The sequence below is a fragment of the Streptomyces sp. NPDC104814 genome (genome assembly GCF_055583185.1).
In genome coordinates, this window is record NZ_JBVJOL010000003.1 from 144,196 (window position 1) to 166,826 (window position 22,631).

Below are 22,631 nucleotides of genomic sequence, written 5' to 3' on the forward strand. Positions count from 1 at the left end.
GGGCTACTCGCGGTCCTCGGCGGTGGAGCGGCGGCGCAGCGCGAGGAAGCCGGCGGCCCCCACGAGGACGACGGCGCCCGCGACGATCCCGATGACGACGTCGGTCGAGCTGCCCGCGTCCGAGGAGCCGTCGGAGGCGGCGGGCCGGGCCGACCACCAGCTCCAGTAGCCGTCCTGGCCGTAGATGTTGCCCGCTGCCTTCGGCATCGTCTCGATCGAGGCGATCTGGTCGGTGCGGTAGGCCTCCATCGCGTTGGGGTACGCCATGACGTTCATGTACCCGGTGTCGTACAGCCGCGACTCCATCTGCTTGACCAGATCCGCCCGCTTGGCGGGGTCGTACTCGGCGAGCTGACGGGCGTACAGGTCGTCGAACTGCTTGTCGCAGATGAAGTTGTCGGTCGCGCCCGTCTTCTTGGGGTCGGCGGGCAGGGCGGCGCAGGTGTGGATGGACAGCACGAAGTCCGGGTCGGGGTTGACCGACCAGCCGTCGAAGGCGAGGTCGTAGGTGCCGGCCAGCCAGGGGTCGCTCACGTTGTCCAGGCAGTCGAGGCGCACGCCGATCCCGAGCTTGCCCCACCACTCCTTGAGGTACTGGCCGACGGCCTTGTCGTTGGGGTCGGTGGCGTGGCACAGCAGGCGGTAGGTGAGCGGCTTGCCGTCCTTGCCGACGCGCTGTCCGGAGCCGTTCTTCCGGTAGCCGGCCTGGTCCAGCAGCTGTGCGGCCTTCGCCGGGTCGTGGGCCAGCTCCTGCTCGCCGGACGGCTTCCAGAAGTAGGTCGAGAAGCGCGGCGGGATGTAACCGGCGCCCTCGACGGCGTGGCCCTGGAAGACCTTGTCGATGAGCGTGCTGCGGTCGACGGCGAGGAACAGTGCCTGCCGTACCCGCTGGTCCAGCAGCGAGGGGTTGCCGTCGCCGAAGCGGGTGCCGTCCTTGGCGCGGGCGCCGGGGTTGACGGCGAGGGCGTAGAAGCGGCGGCCGGGGGCGTCGTTGACCTTCACGTGCTGCTGGTTCTTCAGGGCGGCCGCCTGGGCGGGGGTGAGGTTGCCGACGAAGGACACCTCGCCCTTCTGCAGGGCGGCGACGGCCGCGTCACCGTCCTTGTAGTACTTGAAGACCAGCTCGTCGAACTTGGGGGCGCCGCGCCAGAACCGCTTGTTCGCCTTGAGCCGTACGTAGCTGTCGGGCTTGTAGTCGGCGAGCACGAACGGGCCGTCGCCGACGACGGGGAAGGTCTTGTCGTTGTTGAACTTGGAGAAGTCGCCGACCTTCTCCCAGATGTGCTTGGGCACGATCGGCACGTCGAGCGCCGTCATGGTGGCCTGCGGCTTCTTCAGCTCGATGACCAGCCGGGTCGGGCTCGGGGCGGTCACCTTGCGGAAGTTGGTGACGAAGCTGCCGTTGGCGGTGGCGGCGGACTCGTCGGTCATCATCTTGGTGAACGTCCAGGCCGCGTCCTCGGCGGTGACCTTCTGCCCGTCGGACCAGGTGGCGTCCGAGCGGATGGTGTAGGTCCAGGTGAGCTTGTCGGCCGAGGGCGCCCAGCGGGTGGCGAGGCCCGGGACCGCGTGCGCGTCGCCGGGGTCGTAGTCGGTGAGGTACTCGTACATCAGCCGGTTGATGCTCGTGGAGAGCAGCCGGGTGGCGAGGAAGGGGCTGAGCGAGTCGACGCTCTGCGCGACGGCGACGGTGAGCACCTTGGGGCCGCCGTCCGCCGCCGCGGCCTGCGTCGGCGCGGGGGCGAGCGGCGTGGCGAGGGCGGCGGTCAGGGCCAGCGCGGCGGTGCCGGCCGCGGCGGCGAGGCGGTGGGTGGTGGGGCGCGCTCCGCGAGCTGATCGGGCTCCCATTCCGTCCGGCGCTCTTACGGTTCCGTGCTGATCGTTCGTCTTCATGGAACGTGACCTCGCGTCGTCGCTCGCTGGGGAGACGGCAGTGTCCGGAAGTGGCCGCTCGCTCAGGGACAGCTGTGTCTGATCGTGGCCGCTCGCCCGGGGACGGCTGTGTCTATCAGTGGCTGTCTGCGCACGTCAACGGTCCGTCAAACCCCTTGCCGCCTGCGGAAACAGTGCGCGGCGGGCCCCCGGGGCACCCCATTGGCCTAGTCCACTGAAGCCCTCCAGGTGAAGCCCTGACGGTCCTTCGGGAGAACTCCCGGCACACATCGCGCGCTCTCGCCGGGCCCTCCGTCATGCCGCCGGACGGGCGACCCGTGCCCCGGACGGATGGCGTGAATGTGAGGTATGTGGCATTCAAGCGGATAGTGGCCGTAACGATCAGCGCCCCGGCGCCGGCGGCACCGCGTCGCCCGGTCAGGGACGCAGGGACGAGGAGGCACTCCATGCGCGGAGCCACGCACGCCACCTGGGCCGCCTGCGCGGCCGCGGTAGTCCTCGCGGCGACCGGCTGCGGAAGCGGGGGAGACAGCGGCAGCGGTGGCGGCAACGGCGGCGGCGTCCTCAGCGCGTCCTGGGGCGACCCGCAGAACCCGCTGGAGCCGTCCAACACCAACGAGGTGCAGGGCGGCAAGGTCCTCGACATGATCGTCCGCGGTCTGAAGCGGTACAACCCGCAGAACGGCAAGGCCGAGGACATGCTCGCCCAGTCGATCCAGACCTCCGACTCCCAGAACTTCAGGATCACCATCAAGCCCGGCTGGACGTTCTCCAACGGCGAGAAGGTCACCGCCAAGTCCTTCGTCGACGCCTGGAACTACGGCGCGAGCCTGAAGAACAACCAGAAGAACGCCTACTTCTTCGGCTACATCGACGGCTACGACAAGGTGCACCCCGACACCGGCAAGCAGAGCGCGGACACCCTGTCCGGGCTGAAGGTCGTCAACGACACGACCTTCACCGTCAAGCTCAGTCAGAAGTTCTCCACCTTCCCCGACACCCTCGGCTACCCGGCCTTCGCCCCGCTGCCGCAGGCGTTCTTCACCGACCACGCCGGATGGATCAAGAAGCCGATCGGCAACGGCCCGTACACCATCCAGTCGTACGCCAAGGGCTCGCAGATGTCCCTGCGCAAGTGGGACGGCTACCCGGGCCCGGACAAGGCGCAGAACGGCGGCGTCGACCTGAAGGTCTACACCGACAACAACACCGCCTACACCGACCTGATGGCCGGCAACCTCGACCTCGTCGACGACGTCCCGGCCGCCCAGCTGAAGAACGTCAAGAGCGACCTCGGCGACCGCTACCTCAACACCCCGGCCGGCATCATCCAGACCCTGTCGTTCCCGTTCTACGACGCGAAGTGGAACAAGCCGAACTCCGAAAAGCTCCGCCAGGGCCTGTCGATGGCCATCAATCGCAAGCAGATCACCGACACGATCTTCGCGAAGACCCGCACCCCCGCCACCGACTGGACCTCGCCCGTCCTCGGCGCGGCGGGCGGCTACAAGCCGGGCCTGTGCGGGAAGTTCTGCGACTACAACCCGGCCGAGGCCAAGAAGTACGTCCAGCAGGGCGGCGGCATCCCCGGCGGGCAGGTGAAGATCAGCTACAACGCCGACACCGGCTCCCACAAGCAGTGGGTCGACGCGGTGTGCAACTCCATCAACAACGCGCTCGGCAACACCAAGGCGTGCGTCGGCAACCCCGTCGGCACCTTCGCCGACTTCCGCAACCAGATCACACAGAAGAAGATGAGCGGCCCCTTCCGCGCCGGCTGGCAGATGGACTACCCGCTCATCCAGAACTTCCTGCAGCCGCTGTACTACACCAACGCCTCCTCCAACGACGGCCACTGGTCCAACAAGCAGTTCGACGGCCTGGTCGACAAGGCCAACCAGGAGACCGACACCGCCAAGGCCGTCGGCCTGTTCCAGCAGGCCGAGGGGGTCGTGCGGGACAACATGGCCGCGATCCCGCTGTGGTACCAGAACGGCAGCGCCGGCTGGTCGGACCGCCTGTCCAACGTGACGCTGAACCCGTTCAGCGTGCCCGTGTACAACGAGATCAAGGTCAGCTGACCGGTCATGGGACGCTACGTCCTCAGGCGCCTGCTCCAGATGATCCCGGTGTTCATCGGGGCGACGCTGCTGATCTTCCTGATGGTGAACGTGATGGGCGACCCCATCGCGGGGCTGTGCGGCGAGCGGCAGTGCGACCCGGCCACCGCCGCGCAGCTGAAGAAGGAGTTCGGCCTCGACAAGCCGGTGTGGCAGCAATACCTGACCTACATGTGGAACGTCTTCACCGGCGACTTCGGTACGGCGTTCAACGGCCAGAAGGTCACCGAGCTGATGGCCACGGCGTTCCCCGTCACCATCCGGCTCACCGTCGTCGCGATCATCTTCGAGATCGTCGTCGGCATCACCCTCGGTGTCGTCACCGGCCTGCGCCGCGGCCGGCCCGTCGACACCGGGGTGCTGCTCGGCACCCTGGTGGTGATCTCCGTGCCCACCTTCGTCACCGGTCTGCTGCTCCAGCTGCTGCTCGGCGTGAAGTGGGGCTGGATCCGCCCCTCGGTGTCCCCGGAGGCCCCCTTCAACGAACTCATCGTGCCCGGGCTGGTGCTGGCGTCGGTGTCCCTCGCCTACGTCACCCGGCTCACCCGCACCTCCATCGCGGAGAACCGGCGCTCCGACTACGTGCGCACCGCCATCGCCAAGGGACTGCCGCGGCGCCGGGTCGTCGTCCGGCACCTGCTGCGCAACTCCCTGATCCCCGTCGTCACCTTCATCGGCACCGACATCGGGGCGCTGATGGGCGGCGCGATCGTCACCGAGCGCATCTTCAACATCCACGGCGTCGGCTACCAGCTCTACCAGGGCATCCTGCGGCAGAACACCCAGACCGTCGTGGGGTTCGTGACCGTCCTCGTCCTGGTCTTCCTGGTCGCCAACCTGGTCGTCGACCTGCTCTACGCCGTACTCGACCCGAGGATCCGCTATGCCTGAGCAGCCGTACGAGCCCGAGGGCGCCATCGCCGGCACCGGCATGGGCGGCGCGATGGACCTCGGGGCCAGCGAGGCCACGACGCTGGAGCAGCGCTCATCAGCCGCCTCCGGCGGACGGGCCCCCGGCGGTCCCGAGGGCACCGGGCCGCAGGCCAAGCCCCGCTCCCTGTGGTCCGACGCCTGGCGTGACCTGCGCCGCAACCCGGTGTTCCTGATCTCCGGGCTCGTCATCCTCTTCCTGGTCTTCATCTCCCTGTGGCCGTCGGCCATCGCCTCCGGCTCTCCCCTCAAGTGCGACCTCGCCAAGGCCCAGCAGGGTTCCTCCGCCGGCCACCCCTTCGGCTTCGACGGCCAGGGCTGCGACGTGTACACCCGGACCGTCTACGGCGCCCGTACGTCGGTGACGGTCGGCGTGTGCGCCACGCTCGGCGTCGCCCTGCTCGGCAGCGTGCTGGGCGGGCTCGCCGGGTACTTCGGCGGTGTCTGGGACTCGATCCTGTCCCGGATCACCGACATCTTCTTCGCGATCCCGGTCGTGCTCGGCGGTCTGGTGCTGCTGTCCGTGGTCACCAGCAACACCGTCTGGCCGGTCGTCGGCTTCATCGTGCTGCTGGGCTGGCCGCAGATCTCCCGCATCGCGCGCGGCTCGGTCATCACCGCCCGACAGAACGACTACGTGCAGGCCGCCCGTGCGCTCGGCGCCTCCAGCTCCCGCATCCTGCTGCGGCACATCACCCCCAACGCGGTCGCCCCGGTGATCGTCGTGGCGACCATCGCGCTCGGCACCTACATCGCGCTGGAGGCCACCCTTTCCTTCCTCGGCGTCGGCCTGAAACCGCCGAGCGTCTCCTGGGGCATCGACATCTCCGCCGCCGCGCCCTACATCCGCAACGCCCCGCACGCCCTGCTGTGGCCCTCCGGCGCCCTGGCCGTCACGGTCCTGGCCTTCATCATGCTCGGCGACGCGGTCCGCGACGCCCTCGACCCGAAGCTGAGGTGAGCCGCCCGTGCTGCTCGAAGTGCGTGACCTGCACGTGGAGTTCCGGACGCGGGACGGGGTCGCCAAGGCCGTCAACGGCGTCACCTACGGGGTGGAGGCGGGCGAGACGCTCGCCGTGCTCGGCGAGTCCGGCTCCGGCAAGTCGGTCACCGCGCAGACCGTCATGGGCATCCTCGACATGCCGCCGGGCCGGATCACCGGCGGCGAGATCCTCTTCCAGGGCCAGGACCTGCTGAAGCTGAAGGAGGACGAGCGGCGCAAGATCCGCGGCGCCGGGATGGCGATGATCTTCCAGGACGCCCTCAGCTCCCTCAACCCGGTGATGACCGTCGGCGACCAGCTCGGCGAGATGTTCGTCGTGCACCGCGGGATGACCGCCAAGGACGCCCGCGCCAAGGCCGTGGAGCTGATGGAACGGGTGCGTATCCCGGCCGCCAAGGAGCGGGTGCGGCAGTACCCGCACCAGTTCTCCGGCGGTATGCGCCAGCGCATCATGATCGCCATGGCGCTGGCCCTGGAACCCGCGCTCATCATCGCCGACGAACCCACCACCGCCCTCGACGTGACCGTCCAGGCCCAGGTGATGGAACTGCTCGCCGACCTCCAGCGCGAGTACAACATGGGCCTGATCCTCATCACTCACGACCTCGGCGTGGTCGCCGACGTCGCCGACCGGATCGCCGTGATGTACGCCGGCCGCATCGTGGAGTCCGCGCCGGTGCACGACATCTACAAGGCACCCGCCCACCCCTACACCCGCGGCCTGCTGGACTCCATTCCGCGGCTGGACCAGAAGGGCCACGAGCTGTACGCCATCAAGGGCCTGCCGCCCAACCTCATGAACATCCCGCCCGGCTGCGCCTTCCACCCGCGCTGCCCCATGGCCCGGGACGTGTGCCGCACGGACGTGCCGCCGCTGTACGAGGTGTCCGAGGAGCGCGGCAGCGCCTGCCACTTCTGGAGGGAGTGCCTGCATGGCTGAGCCGATCCTCGAGGTCAGCGGGCTGGTCAAGCACTACCCGCTCACCCAGGGCATCCTGTTCAAGAAGCAGGTCGGCGCGGTGAAGGCCGTCGACGGCGTCGACTTCACGCTCGGCCGCGGCGAGACCCTCGGCATCGTGGGCGAGTCCGGCTGCGGCAAGTCCACGGTCGCCAAGATGCTGGTCAACCTGGAACGGCCGACCGCCGGGCGGATCCGCTACAAGGGCGAGGACGTCACCAAGCTGTCCGGGCGTGCGCTGAAGGCGGTCCGCCGCAACATCCAGATGGTGTTCCAGGACCCGTACACCTCGCTCAACCCCCGCATGACGGTCGGCGACATCATCGGTGAGCCCTTCGACATCCACCCCGAGGTGGCCCCGAAGGGCGACCGGCGCCGCAAGGTCCAGGAGCTGCTGGACGTCGTCGGTCTGAACCCGGAGTACATCAACCGCTACCCGCACCAGTTCTCCGGCGGTCAGCGCCAGCGCATCGGCATCGCCCGCGGCCTGGCGCTGCGCCCGGAGGTGATCGTCGCCGACGAGCCGGTCTCGGCGCTCGACGTGTCGGTGCAGGCACAGGTCATCAACCTGATGGACCGCCTGCAGAGCGAGTTCGACCTCTCCTACGTCTTCATCGCGCACGATTTGTCGATCGTCCGGCACATCTCGGACCGCGTCGGTGTGATGTACCTGGGCCGGATCGTCGAGATCGGCACGGACGAGGAGATCTACGACCACCCGACGCACCCCTACACCCAGGCGCTGCTCTCCGCCGTCCCGGTCCCCGACCCGGAGGCCCGCGAGCACCGCGAGCGCATCATCCTCGCCGGCGACGTCCCGTCCCCGACGAACATCCCCTCCGGCTGCCGCTTCCGCACCCGCTGCTTCAAGGCCCGCGAACGCTGCGCCCTGGAGGTCCCCCTCCTCACGATCCCGCCCCACCTGCCCGGCGGCCGGGCCGCCCACCCCTCGGCCTGCCACTTCGCCGAGGAGAAGCAGGTCGTCCCCGGGGAGGACCGCCCCGGCCGTCCGCCGGCGGTGCCCACCGAGCACCGCCCGCCGCAGCAAGGAGACGGGCCGGGGTGACATCGCTGCCACCCCGGCCGCTCACGGCACCCGCACGGCCGTACGCTGATCAGTCTCCCGCGTCCGTATATCGGTACCGCTTCCGCGAAGTTGCCGGTGTGTTAACGCAGTTGGCGGACGTCACGGTCTAGGCGAGCGTCCGTCGCAGGAAGTCGACCTGGAGCAGGAGCAGGTTTTCGGCGACCTGTTCCTGGGGGGTCATATGGGTCACTCCGGACAGCGGGAGCACCTCGTGCGGGCGGCCCGCGGCCAGCAGCGCCGAGGACAGGCGCAGCGAGTGGGCGACCACGACGTTGTCGTCGGCGAGGCCGTGGATCACCATCAGCGGGCGGTGCGGCTCGGCGGGGGAGACCAGACCGCCGTCGTCCACCAGGGAGCTGTGCGTGTACGGCGCCGGGTCCGCGCCCGGGTCGCCGAGGTAGCGCTCGGTGTAGTGCGTGTCGTACAGCCGCCAGTCGGTGACCGGGGCGCCCGCGATGCCGGCCCGGAAGACGTCCGGGCGGCGCAGCACGGCGAGCGCCGACAGGTAACCGCCGTAGGACCAGCCGCGGATGGCGACCCGGGTCAGGTCCAGCGGGAAGCGGCCGGCGAGGTCGTGCAGCGCCTCGATCTGATCGTCCAGGGTCACCGTGAAGTCGCGGTGGATCGCCTTCTCCCAGGCCGGCGAGCGCCCGGGTGTGCCGCGTCCGTCCGCCACCACGACGGCGAAGCCCTGGTCGGCGAACCACTGCGAGGTCAGATGCGCGTTGTGCGCGGCGACCACCCGCTGACCGTGCGGGCCACCATAGGGGTCGAGGAGCACCGGCAGGGGGGTGTCACCGGGGTGGTCCGCAGGCAGGAGCACGGCGCACGGAATCCTTCGTGCGCCCCCCTCGGTGAGCGTCACCCGCGGGGACAGTCCGGGATCTTCGGCGAACGAGGGGACCGTCGCCACCGGCTTGCCGTCCCTCAGCACCTGCACGCGCGTGCCCGGCCGGTCCGGAGTCGCCGAGACCAGGACGGTCACGCCGCCGGCGCGCACCGCCGAGTGCACGCCGGGCTCCTGCGAGACGCGCTCCCAGCCCAGCTCGTTCACCCGGTAGACGTGCACCTCGCCGGTCTCCGGGGCCTGAGCCTCCGCGCCCGCGGACGCGGAGACCAGGACGTCCTCGTCGGCGACGTCGAGTACCGCGCGGATGTGCAAGTGTCCGTTGGTCAGCGGCCGTTCGCCGACCGCGAGGACCCGTGCCCCGCCCTCGTCCGCGATGCGGACCAGCCGTCCGGAGGGCGACCAGCTCGGCACTCCGGCGAAAAGTTCCAGCCAAATCGGATCTTCATCCGCGTGCACCATCCGGGTCGCCCCGGTGTCCGGGTCCACCGCCAGGTACAGCTGGCTGCGCTGGTCGCGCGCCTGCACCAGCAGCAGCGGTGCCCCCGCCGCTGACCAGTGCACTCGCGCCAGATACGGGTAGCGCGCCCGGTCCCAGGAGACCTCCGTGCGCGTTCCGTCGAGGCCGATCACGAACAGCCGTACCTCGGCGTTCGCCGTCCCCGCCGCCGGATAGCCGACATGATGTGGCTCACGTTCCGGATGGGCGGGGTCGGCGATCCACCAGCGCCCCACCGGCGTGTCGTCCACGCGCGCCGCCAGCAGCCGGTCCGACTGCGGTGACCACCAGAAACCCCGCGAACGCGACATCTCCTCCGCGGCGATGAACTCGGCCAGCCCCCAGCTCACCCCCTCGGATTCCGCTTCCGCCAGCGCCCGGTCACCGTCGCCCTCCGCGCCGACCACCCGCAGCGCGCCGCCCGCGGCATAGGCGACATGGCGTCCGTCCGGGGAGGGGCGCGGGTCGACCACCGGCCCCGCCACGGGCAGTTCACGGGCCGTGCCGGCCCGCAGCTCGGCCGTGAAAAGCCGCCCCGACAGGGCGAAAGAGGCCAGCTCGACGGCCGCGTCCGTGGCGTAGCCGACGATGCCGGCACCGCCCTCGCGGCTGCGCTCGCGGCGCGCCCGCTCCTCGGGCGACAGGTCCTCCAGGGCCCCGCCGAGCAGGGCGTACGGGTCGGCCGCCAGGCGCTCGGCACCCTCGGCCACGTCGAGCACCCACAGCGCGCCGGCCCGGTCGGTACCGGAGGCCGACCGCAGGAACACGACACGGGAACCGTCGGGTGCGACGGTGAACGAACGCGGCGCGCCGAGGGTGAAGCGCTGGGTGCGGGCATGCCGCCGCGGGAAGGAGTCAGGCTCGCTCGTCATGCCCCGACCATATTGGCCATGAGCCCCCTTGTGCGCCCGTGCGCCGAGCCATGCACGAGTACGTAAAGCTATGATCACTAACGCTGCGTGGGTATGAACCTGTCGGCGAACGCATGGATTTACAAGGTGCCCTGCTCTGTCTGGAGGTGAACCGCCGTGGCACTCTCGATTTCGGCGGTGGTGCTGCTGGCGATCATCGTCTTTCTGCTGATCAAGAAGTCCGGGCTGAAGGCGGGGCACGCGATCGTCTGCATGCTGCTCGGCTTCTATCTCGCATCCTCGACGGTCGCGCCCACCATCAGCGACCTGACCTCGAACATCGCGGGAATGATCGGCAGCATCAAGTTCTGAGCCGCCGTACCACCCCTCCGGGCCGCCCGGCCCGGGGGTCGTCGCGGGCCGTCATGGGCCGCCCCCCTGGCAGGCCATAGGGTGGCCCCATGACCGCTCTGCCCTCCCGACGTCTGCTGCTGGTGCACGCGCACCCGGACGACGAGTCGATCAACAACGGCGCCACCATGGCCAAGTACGCCGCCGAGGGTGCCCGGGTCACGCTGGTGACCTGCACCCTCGGGGAGCGCGGCGAGGTCATCCCGCCCGAGCTGCGGCATCTGACCGGTGCCGCGCTGGGCCGGCACCGGCTGGACGAGCTGACCGCCGCCATGCGCGAACTCGGTGTCGAGGACCACCGGCTGCTCGGCGGCGCCGGACGCTACACCGACTCCGGGATGATGGGCCTGCCCGACAACGACGACCCCGCCTGCTTCTGGCAGGCCGACGTCGACGAGGCCGCCGGACACCTCGTTCAGGTGATCCTCGAGGTCCGGCCCCAGGTCCTCGTCACCTACGACGGCAACGGCGGCTACGGCCACCCCGACCACATCCAGGCCCACCGCGTCGCCATGCGCGCCGCCGAACTCGCCGCCGACGCCGGCTGGCGCATCCCCAAGATCTACTGGAACCGGGTGCCGCGCACGGTCGCCGACGACTCCTTCGCCCGCCTCCAGCAGGAGCTGTCGGGGCTGCCGTTCACCAAGACCGCCACGGTGGACGACGTACCCGGTGTCGTCGCCGACGACCGGGTGACCACCGCCGTCGACGGCAGCGCGCACTCCGCCGCCAAGGCCGCCGCGATGGCCGCGCACGCCACCCAGATCGAGGTCGCCCCCGGGCGGCCGTACTTCGTGCTCTCCAACGAACTGGCGCAGCCGCTGTTCACCACGGAGTACTACGAGTTGGTGCAGGGGGAGCGCGGGGACGCCCACGAGAGCGACCTGTTCGCCGGGGTCGGGGAGGCGTGATGGAGCAGCGTGGTGCCGGTTCCCCGCTCGCCCAGCCGCTGCGGCCGCCGACCCCGGGCCGGGCCGCCGCCTACCTGGGCCTGTTCGTGCTCGGCGGGGTCGTCGCCGTGGCCGGGGCACTGGTACAGGCCGGCTGGTTCCCGGGCGGGCTGCTGCTGGCGTTCGCCGGAGCCGCGGGCCTCTTCCTCGGCGGGGCGCGGGCCACGGGCAGCCGCGCCGGGGCCGTCGCGCCCGTCGCCGGCTGGATGGTCACCGTCATCCTGCTCACCACCAGCCGCCCGGAAGGCGACTTCATGTTCGGCGCCGGCGGCGGGTCGTACCTCTTCCTGCTCGGCGGGATGGCGGTGGCTGTGATCTGCGCCACCCTGGGTGTCGGGCGGCAACCCGGCGCCGACTCCGCCCGACTTGGCAAGTGACGTCCCCTTCGCCACAGCGTCCACGTGCGAGTCCCGTGTGGGTTTCCCCAGCGGTCGTGGGATACGGGTGAGAAGTGGCCAGTATGGTGGTGCGCGCCGCCGAGCCTCCCCCAAGCTCTTCCGAGCCGGGGGGACACCCCAGCGAAGGACGATGACGCGGGCGGCGGAGCCAACCGGGAGAACCTGCCTTGAGTCGTGAAACTGACACTCCGTCCTCCGGTCCCAAGGGGCGCGGCGGAGCCGCCTACCCCTCGGGGACTCCGCCGTACGGGACCCCGACGGCTTCCGGCGACGGTACGGATGCGGGCCGAACGGGCGCGCAGCCGGAGGAGAAGAAGACCGAGACGACGCTGACGACCCGGATCCGGATCAACATCCCCGGGTCCCGGCCGATTCCGCCGGTCGTCATGCGCACGCCCGTGGGCGACGGGGACGCCGCCGCCGAGGCCGAGAGCGCCGAGCCGCAGCCCGCGGCCGCCGCCCCGGCCCCGGGCAACGCCGAGGCGCCCGCCGACTCCGCGCCGCAGGCGGAGGAGAAGACGAGCGACTGGTTCGCGCCCCGCAAGTCCGCCGCGCCCAAGGGCGGCCAGGGCGCGCCCGCCGGCAACGCGGCGCCCGCACCCGGCGGTTCCGGCGCCCCCACGGGCCAGGGCGCGGGGCGCCCCGGTGGTGTGGTCGGCTCCATGAGCGTGCCCGGCGGCCCCGCCCGCAACGGCTCCGCCCGCCCCGGAGCCAACGGCTCCGCACGCCCCGGCGGCACCAACGGCTCCGGCCTGCCCGGCGCGGGCCGCCCCGGCTCGGGCTCCGGCATGTCCGGCGCCACCGGCGGCCCGGTCGCGCCCGGACACGGCGGCGGCACCGGCTCCTTCGACGTCACCGAGGCGCTCGCGGCGGGCCCGCTGGGCAGTTCGGCGCGCCCCGGCGCCGACGCGCCGACCCGCGACGACCTGCCGTACTTCGCCGAGCCCGGGGACGACCGTTCCGGCCGGGCCGGCTTCGACACCCCCGGCGGTCCCGGCGGCCCGGGCAGCGGTGTCGCCGGTCCCGGCGGCAGCACCGGCTTCGACGGCCCGGGCGGCCCCTCGGCCCCCGGCGGCCGTGGCCCGCAGGGCCCCTCGGGCCCGACCAGCGGCCCGGTCACCGGCGACGGCCCCGTCCTGCCGCCGGTTTCCGGCACGGCCGGTCCCGGTCCCGGTCCCACCCCGCCGGGGGTGCCCGGCGTCTGGGCGCCCGGAACCACCCCCGGCGTCGGGCTGAGCGACGACACCGCGATCCTCACCCCGCAGAAGCCCGCCCCCGAACCGCCCGAGGGCGGCTACGGCGGCCAGCACGACAACGTCTCCGGCCACACCGTCACCAGCGGCATCCCCGTGGTGCCGTCCGGCGACCGCGGCACCGGACCGTTCGGCGCGGGCCCCGACGGCCCGATGGCGCCCACCCCGCCCAAGCTGCCCGACCCCGTCGCGCAGAACGTGCCCGCCGCGCGCCCGTCGAAGAAGAAGGGCCGCAGGAAGCTCCCGCTGCTCGTCGGCGGCCTGGTCGTCGTGGCCGCCGGTCTCTACGGCGCCGGGCTGCTGATGAACCACTCCGACGTGCCCAAGGGCACCACCGTGCTCGGCGTCGACATCGGCGGCGGCACCCGCGACGAGGCCGTCAAGAAGCTCGACGAGGCGCTCGGCAAGGGGGTGAACGAGCCGCTGAAGCTGTCGGTCGACGGCTCCACGGTCACCCTGAAGCCGGACCAGGCGGGGCTCCACTTCGACGAGGACGCCACGGTCGGCGCGGCCGCGCGGAGCGACTACAACCCGGTCTCCGTCATCAGCTCCCTGTTCGGGCAGCAGCGCCAGGTCGACCCGGTCATGCCGGTCGACGAGGAGAAGCTCCAGGCCGCACTGGAGAACGCCGCGGGCGGCTCCGGCTCGATGACCGACGGCACCATCCGCTTCGAGGCCGGCAAGGCCGTCGCCGTCTACGGAAAGCCCGGCAAGGGCATCGACGTCGAGGGCTCCAAGCAGGCGGTCGAGCAGGCGTACCGCACGCAGGTGGAGACCGGCGTGGCCACGCCCGTGCGGGTGGCGACGACGAACCGGCAGCCCACGGTGTCCAACACCGAGGTCGACCGGATGATGAAGGAGTTCGCCGAGCCGGCCATGTCCGCCAAGGTCACCGTCATGACGGACGCCGCGCACAAGGTCGCCTTCAGCCCGCAGAAGTCGCTGTGGAAGTTCCTGAAGGTCAAGGCCGTCGACGGCAAGCTCGTCGACTCCTACGACGAGGCCGCCCTGAAGGAGCTGTACGGCAAGACCTTCGACGGGGTGCTGATCGCCCGGGCGAACGGCCAGAAGACCCCGGTCACCGTCCAGGACGTCTACGGCGCCCTGCGGCTGGCGCTGAAGAGCACGACGAACCGGGTCGCCGTCATCTCGACCAACCCCAGCTGACGGACCACCCCAAGGGGGGCGCACGGCACACCGCCGGGCGCCCCCTCGTCGTACGGCATGTGCCTGTCACCCGATCCGCATGACATCTGTCATCCGGCACTGCGGACGGCCGACACTGCCGGGGCCGCCGCCCGCACGGCGACGATGGGGGCATGACGACGACAGCGACGGCCACCGGCACACCGGTGGTGGGTTTCGACCAGGTGAGCAAGGCATACGGGGACGTACGGGCGGTGGACGGGCTGTCCCTCGCGCTGCACCCGGGCGAGACCGTGGCCCTGCTCGGCCCCAACGGCGCCGGCAAGTCGACCACCCTCGACCTGCTGCTCGGTCTCAAGCAGCCCGACACCGGCACGGTCCGTGTGTTCGGCACCAGCCCGCGCGACGCCATCGTCGCGGGCAAGGTCGGCGCCATGCTGCAGAGCGGCGGCCTGATGGACGAGGTCACCGTCGCCGAACTGGTCCGCCTCGCCTGCGACCTGCACCCGCGGCCGTACCGCGTCTCGGACGTGCTGGCCCGCGCCGGGGTCGCGAACATCGCCGACCGCAAGGTCAACAAGCTCTCCGGCGGCCAGGAGCAGCGGGTGCGCTTCGCCCTCGCCACCGCCGGCGACAGCGACCTGATCGTCCTGGACGAGCCGACCACCGGCATGGACGTCACCACCCGGCAGGCGTTCTGGGCGACCATGCGCGAACAGGCCGACCAGGGCCGCACGGTGCTGTTCGCCACGCACTACCTGGAGGAGGCCGACGCCATCGCCGACCGGGTGCTCGTGCTGCACCGCGGCCGGCTGCTGGCCGACGGCACCGCCGCCGAGATCAAGGCGAAGGCCGGCGCCCGCCGGGTCGCGTTCGACCTCGAGGGCCCCATCGACGAGGCCGCCCTGCGCGCGCTGCCCTTCCTCACGTCCGTCGACGTGTCCGGCTCCACCGTCCGCATCCAGTCCACCGACGCCGACGCCACCGTGCACGCCCTGTACGGCCTCGGCCTCTACCCCCGCAACCTCGAAGTCGCCGGGCTCGGCCTCGAGCAGGCCTTCGTCGCCATCACCGCCGCCGAGGAGGCGAAGACCCAGTGAACAGCCTGATCAAGCTGGAACTCACCCGCGCCCTGCGCAACCGCAAGTTCCTGTTCTTCTCCGTGCTCTACCCGTCGCTGCTGTTCCTGATCATCGCGGGCAGCGCCGACAGCACCACCAAGGTCGACGGCAGCGGGCTGACCCTGCCGACGTACATGATGGTGTCCATGGCCTCCTTCGGCGCCCTGACGGCCGTGCTGATGGGCAACAGCGAGCGCATCGCCAAGGAGCGCGAGAGCGGCTGGGTGCGGCAACTGCGGCTGACCACCCTGCCCGGGCGCGGCTACGTCCTCGCCAAGACGGCGAGCGCGGCCGTGGTGAGCCTGCCGTCCATCATCATCGTCTTCGTCGTCGCCGCGGTCGTGAAGGACGTCCGCCTCGACGCCTGGCAGTGGCTCGCCCTGACCGGAGCCATCTGGGCCGGCAGCCTGGTCTTCGCCGCGCTCGGCGTCGCCCTCGGCTACCTGGCCAGCGGGGACGCGGTGCGGCCGATCACGATGATCACCTACTTCGGTCTGTCCATGCTGGGCGGCCTGTGGATGCCCACGACCACCTTCCCGCAGTGGCTGCAGGACATCGCCAAGTGGCTGCCCACGCACGCGTACGCTGCTCTGGGCCGGTCCATCGAACAGAGCCAGGCCCCGCAGAGCCAGGACATCGCCATCCTCGCCGTCTTCTTCCTCCTCTTCGCGGGCGGAGCGGCGTGGCTGTACCGGAAGGACACGCTGAAGGCGTGAGCACCATGACGGCGGACCACAAGGACGGGCACGAGTCCGAACGCACGGTGCGGCTGGGCTGGCCCCCGCGCAACCGGCGCGAGATGTACGTCAAGATCATGTGGATCGGCGTCTGGCTGGTGTTCCTGGCGTCACCGGTCGGCGACCTGGTGGCCGGCCACCACTCCGCCGGGGCCACCGCCGCCGGTTCGGTGGGCCTCGCCGCCTTCGTCGCGACCTATCTGACCCTGGTCTTCCGGAACATGGGCCGCCCGTTCGCCGCACCGGTCGTCGTCTCGCTGACGGTGACCCTCGGCCTCCTCGCCCCCCTGCTGGCCTACACGCTCGGCAGCGCCTGGCTGGGCCTGTTCGTCTACGTGTCGGTCGCCTGCGGGGCCACCCTGCCGCTGCGCGCGGCGTACTGGGCGATCCCCGCCGTGGCCGTGGTCATGTACCTGGTGGGCCTGCACTCCGACGAGAAGGAGGCGCGCGGCCTGTTCCTGCTGGTGCTGCTCATCGGGTTCGCGATGAGCGGCGTCGGCCAACTCGTCCGCACCACCATCGAGTTGCGCAAGGCCCGGGCCACCGTCGCCCAGCTCGCCGCCAACGAGGAGCGGCTGCGCCTGGCCCGCGACCTGCACGACCTGCTGGGCCACTCGCTGTCCCTGATCACGCTCAAGAGCGAGCTGGCCGGCCGGATGCTCCCCGGACAGCCCGACAAGGCGGCCCAGCAGGTCGCCGACATCGAACAGGTCAGCCGTCAGGCGCTGGTGGACGTCCGCGAGGCCGTCACCGGATACCGCCGCCCGCGGCTGGCCGCAGAGATCGCCGGCGCGCAGGTCGCGCTGACGGCGGCCGGGGTGAGCGCCGAACTCCCCGCCGAACCCGACCTCACCGGGCTGCCCGAGGAGAGTGAGGCGGCGCTCGCCTGGGCGCTGCGCGAGGCGATCACCAACGTCGTCCGGCACAGCGGTGCCCGCCGCTGCGCGGTGGAACTGACCCGGCACCAGACCCTCGACGGGCCCGTCCTCCAGCTCACCGTCGAGGACAACGGCGCCGGCGGCTCCGGCGCGGGTCCCGGCAACGGACTCACCGGTCTGACGGAGCGTCTGCAGAAGGCCGGCGGCACACTGGACGCGGGCCGCTTCAAGCACGGATTCCGGCTCGTCGCCCGCGTACCGGCCGGTACCGCCCGGGACGTAGGATCCGGGGCATGAGCCCCACGATCAAGGTCCTGCTGGCGGAGGACCAGTCGATGGTCCGCGAGGCCCTGGCCGCGCTGCTCGGCCTGGAGGAGGACATCGAGGTCGTCGCGCAGGTCGCCCGGGGCGACGAGGTGCTCCCGGCCGCCCGTGAGCACGACCTCGACGTGGCCCTCCTCGACATCGAGATGCCCGGCATGACCGGCATCGAGGCGGCGGGCCTGCTGCACCGGGAGTTCCCGGCGCTCAAGCTGGTCGTCCTCACCACCTTCGGCCGCCCCGGCTATCTGCGCAGCGCGATGGAGGCCGGCGCCGACGCCTTCCTGGTCAAGGACGCGCCGGCCGCGCAACTCGCCGCCGCGGTGCGCAAGGTGCTGGCCGGTGAGCGGGTCATCGACCCGACGCTCGCGGCCGCCGCGCTCGCCGAGGGCGCGAACCCGCTGACCGACCGCGAACGCGAGGTGCTGCGCGCGGCGGCCGACGGCTCCACCAACGCCGAACTGGCCGCCGCCCTGCATCTGTCCCAGGGCACGGTCCGCAACTACCTCTCGACGGCGATCCAGAAACTGGCGGTCCGCAACAGGGCGGAGGCGGTACGGATCGCACGGGAGAAGGGCTGGCTGTAGCGCCTGCCGCGGCCGGTACTCGTCCGGACCGCTTCCGGGACGTGTGACACGGCGTCCGGCGGGCAGCAGACGATCACAGGTGGATAATGGCCCGAAATCGTCCCCCAAGTGGTGTTTGCGGTGATCTGATGCGTAACGGCTCTGCCCCGCCGCCCGACCGGAAGCGTCCCGTCCCCGGCCGTGGCGGCCACCCGGCCACGGACCGCATGCTGCGGACCCTGCTGCGCCGGCGCAAGCAGGTGCTGACCCCCTCCGACGTCACCGTCACCGACCGCCCGGCCGTGCGCCGCGCGGTCTCGGCGGCCGCGATGGGCAACATGATGGAGTGGTTCGACTTCGGCGTGTACGCCTACGTCGCCCCCGTCCTGGGCAAGGTCTTCTTCCCCTCCAGCTCACCCGGCGCCCAGGTGGTGTCGACCTTCGCCACCTTCGCCGCCGCCTTCGTGGTCCGCCCGCTCGGCGGCATCGTCTTCGGCCCGCTCGGCGACCGCATCGGCCGCCAGCGCGTGCTCGCGGCCACCATGGTGATGATGGCGATCAGCACGTTCGCGGTCGGCTTCCTCCCGTCGTACGCGGCCGTCGGCTTCGTGGCCCCCCTGTTGCTGCTGCTCTGCCGCCTGGTCCAGGGCTTCTCCACGGGAGGCGAGTACGCGGGCGCGACCACCTACATCGCCGAGTACGCGCCCGACACCCGGCGCGGCTTCCTCGGCAGCTGGCTCGACTTCGGCACCTTCGTCGGCTACGCCCTCGGCTCCGCCCTGGTCACCGGCCTCACCGCGGCCCTGGGCAGCGGCGGCATGCAGGACTACGGCTGGCGCATCCCGTTCCTGGTCGCCGGCCCCATCGGCGTGATCGGCCTGTACGTCCGGCTGAAGCTGGAGGAGACCCCCGCCTTCCAGCGCGAGGCCGAACTGGCGGACCAGGAACGGGCGGCCCACCGCGCCGCCGACGGCGAGGACCCCGTGGAGGAGGCCCGCCAGTCCGGCCACGGCCGTCTGAAGGACATCTTCGTCCACCACTGGCAGGCGGTCCTGATCTGCATGGGCCTGGTCCTGCTCTACAACGTCACCAACTACATGGTGACGTCCTACCTCCCGACCTACATGACGGCGACCCTCGGCCAGGACGAGAACACCGCGCAGCTCCTGGTCCTCGGCACCATGGTCGTCGTCGCCCTCACCATCACCACGGTCGGCCGCTCCACGGACCGCTGGGGCCGCCGCCCGGTCTTCATGGCCGGCAGCATCGCCCTGATCGCGTTGTCGATCCCGGCGTTCCTGCTCATCCGGCAGGGCGGCATCCTCGGCCCGGCGATCGGCTGCCTGATCCTCGGCCTGCTCCTGGTCTGCTTCGCCGGCACCTCGGCCGCGACGCTCCCCGCCCTCTTCCCGACCCGCATCCGCTACGGCGCCCTGTCGATCGCCTTCAACGTCTCGGTCTCCCTCTTCGGCGGCACGACGCCTCTGTTCGCCTCCGCCCTGGTGACCGGCCTGGACGACAAGATGATCCCGGCGTACTACCTGATGGGCGCGGGCGTCATCGGCCTGCTGTCGTCCCTGGTCCTGTACGAGACGGCCGGCCGCCCCCTGCGCGGCTCGGGCCCGATGGTCGAAACCCCGGAACAGGCCCGCCGCGTGGTGGCCACGAGCCGCACCGAGGCCGGCCGCTGGGCGAGGGACGTATGGGTACGGATCAGGCGGCGGCCCTAGTCGTCCCCGTACAGCGGCAGCCCCGCGGTGGAGACGGTCCACTCGGCGATGGTGACGTCCTCGCCGTAGACGAAGTCCTTGCGGGTGGCGTAACGCGGGCCGTCCGGGGTGGCGTGGATGTCGGTGAGCACGGTGCCGGTGCCGGTACGAGGGTCGAAGATCGCGTAGACGGGGACGCCCATCAAGGGGTAGTCGCGCATCTTGGTGACCCAGTCGTTGTCCGGGTTGGAGCGGGAGACGATTTCGACGGCGGCGACGAGCGATCGGGGATCGAAAGCACCGTCCCCTTCCATCTCCGCCTCGGCGATGACCATCACGTCCGGGCGGCGCATGATGCCCTCGGGTTCGTCCTCCACGTCGGGCTCGCCCGTGTGAGCCACGATCTCGTCCGGCATCACCTTCTCCAGGCGTTTCCGCACGCGCAGCACGGTGAGCTCGTGCGGCTTCATGGGCGACATCATGTCGAGGACGATTCCTTCCTTGGTGATCTCGAACTTGCCGGGGAGGTTGTCGTCCGCCGACTGAACGAAATCCCGCATGACCCGGTAGAGGTGGGAAGCGCCCTGCTGCGCGTTGTCCGGGGCAATGGTCATGGCGCTCGCTCCTCGTCGTCTGTGCCCAGGGGCAAGGATCGTCGCTTTCATGCTAGGCGGCCCCCTGGCGTTCGGTTCGGCAGTCGCGGCAGCGCCCGGGTTCGGGGGCGCGGAAGGCGCGGTCGCAGCCGTCGCACGTGTGGAGGGGGTGCCGTTCGGGCGGTGGCGGGGCGGCCGGGGCCCGGAACGGCGGCGGTGGTGGCAGCTGGGCGGTCAGGCGGTGCGCCAGCAGCGCCGCCGGGCGGCGCAGGGGCTCGGCGGGCAGATCCGCGGTCAGGGCATGGCGTACGGCCGCAGGGGTGACGTCCCGCTCCAGCCAGGCGGCAACACCGGGGGCGAGGTGGGCCGTGTCGCCGACGGAGAGCAGCAGGCGCGGATCATGGCGCCGCAGACCGGCAAGCAGATCGGTGGCCGCCTGGAGGAGGGCCGGGGAGGCGTACGCGGGCTTCGGTACCGGCGGCAGGGCCCTGCGGGCGCGGGGCGGTGTCGCGGAGGGGCGGGGTGGTGGTGCTTCGGCGTGCCGACGGCCCGGCTGGTTGCAGGAGACCGTGCGCGTGACGATGTGGCCGCCGCGGAGGCGTTGCCGCTCCCGGCGCAGATAGCCGTGCCGTTCCAGCTCCCGCAAAGCGCCCGCGATCCGGGTCGTGCCCTCGGGAAAGCGGGCGGCGAGCGACTTGATGTCGACCTGCGCACCCGACGGCAGTGACTGAAGATGCACCGACAGACCGATGGCCAGCAGCGACAACTCCGGGTGCTGGGCCAGGTGGTTGCCGACCACGGTGAAACGGGCGGTATGGCGGGCGTTGTCGTGCCGCAGACCGCCGACGCTTTCGTTTCGCCGATGTGGGTGCTTGTTCGCGGCAACACGGGACTGGGCGTGCGCGGGCACGCTAGGGTGCTCGGTATCCATCGGGAAGGTCCTGCTTCCTCGGTGGTCAGGCCCTCGATCGGGATCGCTAGTCCCGGCCGGGGGCCGTCGCATGTGTGCGGTTGTGTCGGCGCCGAGCGTAGAGCAGCCAAGTGGTGGCAAATCCAGTCCAGTTGGCGATGTTCACCCGCGAGGGTGAGATGCGTTCCGCGGGCGGGAGGGGTGGGGCTTGGTGAGGTCCTTTCCCCCGGTGGTCCTTGGGGGAGACCGCCCCCGGCACCGGAGCACGGATTCCCGTATGCCGGTGGCTGTGCGACCTTCCCGATTCCGGTCACTCAGCGTGGCCGGGGTTCGCTACCGTGATGAGTGACGAGCCGATCACGTGTGGTGACCGACGGGGAGGGTGGGGCATGACGGTGGACGTCGAGGTGGACGAACCGGGCTGGGAAGTGGACCCGGACGACGACTGGGCCCTGGCCGTCATCGCCACGGTGGGACGGCAGTTACGGCTGCGACGCGAGGCCGCCGGGATGAAGGCGGGCGAGTTCGCGACAGCCGTCGGCTACGGCGAGGACATGGTCTACAAGATCGAGCGCGGAGAGCGGATCCCCCGGCCCGAGTACCTGGACAAGGCGGACGGGGTGCTCGGCGCGGGTGGCCTGATCGCGGCGATGAAGGAGGACGTGAAGAGGGTCCGCTACCCGAAGAAGGTGCGGGACCTGGCTCAGATGGAGGCCCGCGCGGTCGAACTCCAGCTGTACGACCCGCTGAACGTCCACGGTCTGCTCCAGACACCGGAGTACGCCCGAGCCCTGCTGCGGATGCGGCGCCCCGCGTACACCGAGGACGAGATCGAACGCTTCATCGCGGCACGGGTGGCGCGCAAGGCGGTCTTCGAACGGGACCCGGCACCGGAACTCAGCTTCGTCCTGGAGGAGTGGACGCTGCGCCGCCCGCTGGGCGGCAGGCAGATCCTGCATCGCCAGCTCGAACACCTGGCAGCGACGGCGCAGTTGCGCAACGTCGAGCTCCAGGTGATGCCGATGGACCGAGAGGAACACGCGGGGCTGGCCGGCGGGATCGAGGTCCTGAAGTTCGCGGACGGAACGGCCGTGGGGCGGTCGCCGGTGGTGGCCAACGGCCGACCGGTGTCCGAGCCGAGGAAGCTCCGTATCCTTGAACTGAGGTACGGCATCATCCGGGCCCAGGCGCTCACCCCGCGTGAGTCGGCGGCCTTCATCGAGCATCTGCTGGGGGACACATGATCCGCGACACGTCGGCCGGTGACGCGACCGAGCTGAACTGGTTCAAGAGCAGCTACAGCAGCAGCAGCGAGGGCGACTCCTGCGTGGAGATGGCCACCACCCCCGGCACGGTCCACATCCGGGACTCCAAGCACACGGCCGGCCCCCGCCTCGCCTTCACGCCGGAGGCGTGGACCGGGTTCGTGTCCTTGGTCGGCTGAGCGGCA

At 71.1% G+C, this 22,631-nt stretch carries 20 protein-coding genes; 16 read left to right on the forward strand and 4 right to left on the reverse strand.

Going from position 1 to position 22,631, the window contains the following annotated elements:
• Window positions 1-3: 3 nt before the first annotated feature.
• A complete protein-coding gene (locus tag ACZ64A_RS13750; protein ID WP_469810363.1) occupies window positions 4-1,893 on the reverse strand; it encodes an ABC transporter substrate-binding protein in 1,890 nt (629 codons plus the stop codon).
• Window positions 1,894-2,339: 446 nt separating this feature from the next.
• Between ACZ64A_RS13750 and ACZ64A_RS13755 the strand changes: the two genes are divergently transcribed.
• From ACZ64A_RS13755 to ACZ64A_RS13775, 5 genes are read left to right on the forward strand one after another with little or no spacing between them, the layout of a single operon-like run.
• Window positions 2,340-3,974, forward strand: a complete 1,635-nt coding sequence (locus ACZ64A_RS13755) for a peptide ABC transporter substrate-binding protein (protein ID WP_469810365.1) — start codon at window positions 2,340-2,342, stop codon at window positions 3,972-3,974.
• A 6-nt stretch (window positions 3,975-3,980) separates the two neighbouring features.
• Entirely contained in the window at window positions 3,981-4,904 is a 924-nt protein-coding gene (locus ACZ64A_RS13760; protein WP_469810366.1) for an ABC transporter permease, read from the forward strand.
• Window positions 4,897-5,904, forward strand: a complete 1,008-nt coding sequence (locus tag ACZ64A_RS13765) for an ABC transporter permease (RefSeq protein ID WP_469810367.1) — start codon at window positions 4,897-4,899, stop codon at window positions 5,902-5,904. The genes ACZ64A_RS13760 and ACZ64A_RS13765 overlap by 8 nt, the downstream gene beginning before the upstream one ends.
• A 7-nt stretch (window positions 5,905-5,911) precedes the next feature.
• A complete protein-coding gene (locus tag ACZ64A_RS13770; protein ID WP_469810369.1) occupies window positions 5,912-6,886 on the forward strand; it encodes an ABC transporter ATP-binding protein in 975 nt (324 codons plus the stop codon).
• On the forward strand, window positions 6,879-7,970 hold the full coding sequence (locus ACZ64A_RS13775; protein ID WP_469810371.1) for an ABC transporter ATP-binding protein: 1,092 nt from the start codon (window positions 6,879-6,881) through the stop codon (window positions 7,968-7,970). Before ACZ64A_RS13770 ends, ACZ64A_RS13775 begins: the two co-directional genes overlap by 8 nt.
• 127 nt (window positions 7,971-8,097) lie before the next feature.
• On the opposite strand, the gene ACZ64A_RS13780 is transcribed toward ACZ64A_RS13775, so the two are convergent.
• The gene (locus ACZ64A_RS13780) at window positions 8,098-10,209 is read right to left on the reverse strand and encodes a S9 family peptidase (protein ID WP_469810372.1); all 2,112 of its coding nucleotides are present in this window, start codon (window positions 10,207-10,209) and stop codon (window positions 8,098-8,100) included.
• A gap of 156 nt (window positions 10,210-10,365) precedes the next feature.
• On the opposite strand from ACZ64A_RS13780, the gene ACZ64A_RS13785 reads away from it, so the two are divergent.
• The 9 genes from ACZ64A_RS13785 (at window position 10,366) to ACZ64A_RS13825 (ending at window position 19,699) form a co-directional block, all read left to right on the forward strand.
• The gene (locus tag ACZ64A_RS13785; RefSeq protein ID WP_361628725.1) at window positions 10,366-10,560 is read left to right on the forward strand and encodes a hypothetical protein; all 195 of its coding nucleotides are present in this window, start codon (window positions 10,366-10,368) and stop codon (window positions 10,558-10,560) included.
• A gap of 89 nt (window positions 10,561-10,649) precedes the next feature.
• The gene (mshB, locus tag ACZ64A_RS13790; protein WP_469810374.1) at window positions 10,650-11,510 is read left to right on the forward strand and encodes an N-acetyl-1-D-myo-inositol-2-amino-2-deoxy-alpha-D-glucopyranoside deacetylase; all 861 of its coding nucleotides are present in this window, start codon (window positions 10,650-10,652) and stop codon (window positions 11,508-11,510) included.
• Entirely contained in the window at window positions 11,510-11,926 is a 417-nt protein-coding gene (locus ACZ64A_RS13795) for a DUF6113 family protein (protein ID WP_469810376.1), read from the forward strand. Before mshB ends, ACZ64A_RS13795 begins: the two co-directional genes overlap by 1 nt.
• Window positions 11,927-12,114: 188 nt before the next feature.
• Window positions 12,115-14,367 carry a peptidoglycan binding domain-containing protein gene (locus tag ACZ64A_RS13800; RefSeq protein WP_469810377.1) on the forward strand — a complete coding sequence of 751 codons (2,253 nt, stop codon included), beginning with the start codon at window positions 12,115-12,117 and terminating at the stop codon, window positions 14,365-14,367.
• A gap of 152 nt (window positions 14,368-14,519) precedes the next feature.
• Window positions 14,520-15,446, forward strand: a complete 927-nt coding sequence (locus ACZ64A_RS13805; protein WP_469810378.1) for an ABC transporter ATP-binding protein — start codon at window positions 14,520-14,522, stop codon at window positions 15,444-15,446.
• Window positions 15,443-16,183, forward strand: a complete 741-nt coding sequence (locus ACZ64A_RS13810; protein ID WP_469810379.1) for an ABC transporter permease — start codon at window positions 15,443-15,445, stop codon at window positions 16,181-16,183. Before ACZ64A_RS13805 ends, ACZ64A_RS13810 begins: the two co-directional genes overlap by 4 nt.
• A gap of 5 nt (window positions 16,184-16,188) precedes the next feature.
• Window positions 16,189-17,379 carry a sensor histidine kinase gene (locus tag ACZ64A_RS13815; RefSeq protein ID WP_469810813.1) on the forward strand — a complete coding sequence of 397 codons (1,191 nt, stop codon included), beginning with the start codon at window positions 16,189-16,191 and terminating at the stop codon, window positions 17,377-17,379.
• Window positions 17,376-17,990, forward strand: coding sequence for a response regulator transcription factor (locus ACZ64A_RS13820; RefSeq protein ID WP_363262704.1), 615 nt, complete (start codon window positions 17,376-17,378; stop codon window positions 17,988-17,990). The genes ACZ64A_RS13815 and ACZ64A_RS13820 overlap by 4 nt, the downstream gene beginning before the upstream one ends.
• 206 nt (window positions 17,991-18,196) lie before the next feature.
• On the forward strand, window positions 18,197-19,699 hold the full coding sequence (locus tag ACZ64A_RS13825) for an MFS transporter (RefSeq protein WP_469810814.1): 1,503 nt from the start codon (window positions 18,197-18,199) through the stop codon (window positions 19,697-19,699).
• On the opposite strand, the gene ACZ64A_RS13830 is transcribed toward ACZ64A_RS13825, so the two are convergent.
• Both ACZ64A_RS13830 and ACZ64A_RS13835 read right to left on the reverse strand, forming a co-directional pair.
• Entirely contained in the window at window positions 19,696-20,292 is a 597-nt protein-coding gene (locus ACZ64A_RS13830; RefSeq protein WP_469810380.1) for a Uma2 family endonuclease, read from the reverse strand. The genes ACZ64A_RS13825 and ACZ64A_RS13830 overlap by 4 nt on opposite strands.
• 52 nt (window positions 20,293-20,344) lie before the next feature.
• On the reverse strand, window positions 20,345-21,202 hold the full coding sequence (locus ACZ64A_RS13835; RefSeq protein ID WP_469810381.1) for a helix-turn-helix domain-containing protein: 858 nt from the start codon (window positions 21,200-21,202) through the stop codon (window positions 20,345-20,347).
• Window positions 21,203-21,570: 368 nt separating this feature from the next.
• On the opposite strand from ACZ64A_RS13835, the gene ACZ64A_RS13840 reads away from it, so the two are divergent.
• Entirely contained in the window at window positions 21,571-22,425 is an 855-nt protein-coding gene (locus tag ACZ64A_RS13840) for a helix-turn-helix domain-containing protein (protein ID WP_469810382.1), read from the forward strand.
• The gene (locus tag ACZ64A_RS13845; RefSeq protein ID WP_469810383.1) at window positions 22,422-22,625 is read left to right on the forward strand and encodes a DUF397 domain-containing protein; all 204 of its coding nucleotides are present in this window, start codon (window positions 22,422-22,424) and stop codon (window positions 22,623-22,625) included. Before ACZ64A_RS13840 ends, ACZ64A_RS13845 begins: the two co-directional genes overlap by 4 nt.
• Window positions 22,626-22,631 lie beyond the last annotated feature (6 nt).